Source organism: Sulfitobacter sp. UBA4523 (genome assembly GCF_002388305.1).
GTDB classification, from domain to species: domain Bacteria; phylum Pseudomonadota; class Alphaproteobacteria; order Rhodobacterales; family Rhodobacteraceae; genus Sulfitobacter; species Sulfitobacter pontiacus.
Genome location: NZ_DGMH01000017.1, coordinates 113,969 through 114,380, shown reverse-complemented (window position 1 = coordinate 114,380; position 412 = coordinate 113,969). Strand labels below are relative to the sequence as shown.

The following is a 412-nucleotide window of genomic DNA, read 5'->3' as shown; positions in this document are numbered from 1 at the left end:
ACAGGGCGGCGGCGGTATAGGCCAGCGTATCCGTCCCGTGGGTCACGACGAAGCCGTCAAAGCGGCCCCGATGCTGATGGATGGTCTGCGCGATGCGTGCCCAATCCTGCGCCGTGGCGAGCGCGGAATCGATCAGCGGATCAAGGCGCAGCACCTCGACCTCTCCGGCGATCTTGCCGCTGGCCCCCAGCGCTGCGACCGCATCTTCGACCACCCCATCACGAGGGGCAAAACCGTCAGGGGTCTGGGCCATGCCGATCGTGCCGCCCGTGTGGATCAAGAGTATCGCCATGCTGCGCCCTTTGTGTTGATTGCCGCCCAATATGCCCCGTCCGGAGCCCTGCTAAAACTGCCGCAGGCGGACCAGAAGCGCCCGTCGCTGTCAAGCCTGCTGACCGCCGGCGCATTGGGC

1 protein-coding gene is annotated in these 412 nt (G+C 66.5%); it reads right to left on the bottom strand.

Going from position 1 to position 412, the window contains the following annotated elements; genetic code table 11:
• Positions 1 to 292: asparaginase domain-containing protein (locus B3849_RS03835; protein ID WP_286779838.1), on the bottom strand; the 292-nt coding region annotated here is incomplete at its 3' end.
• Positions 293 to 412: the final 120 nt, after the last annotated feature.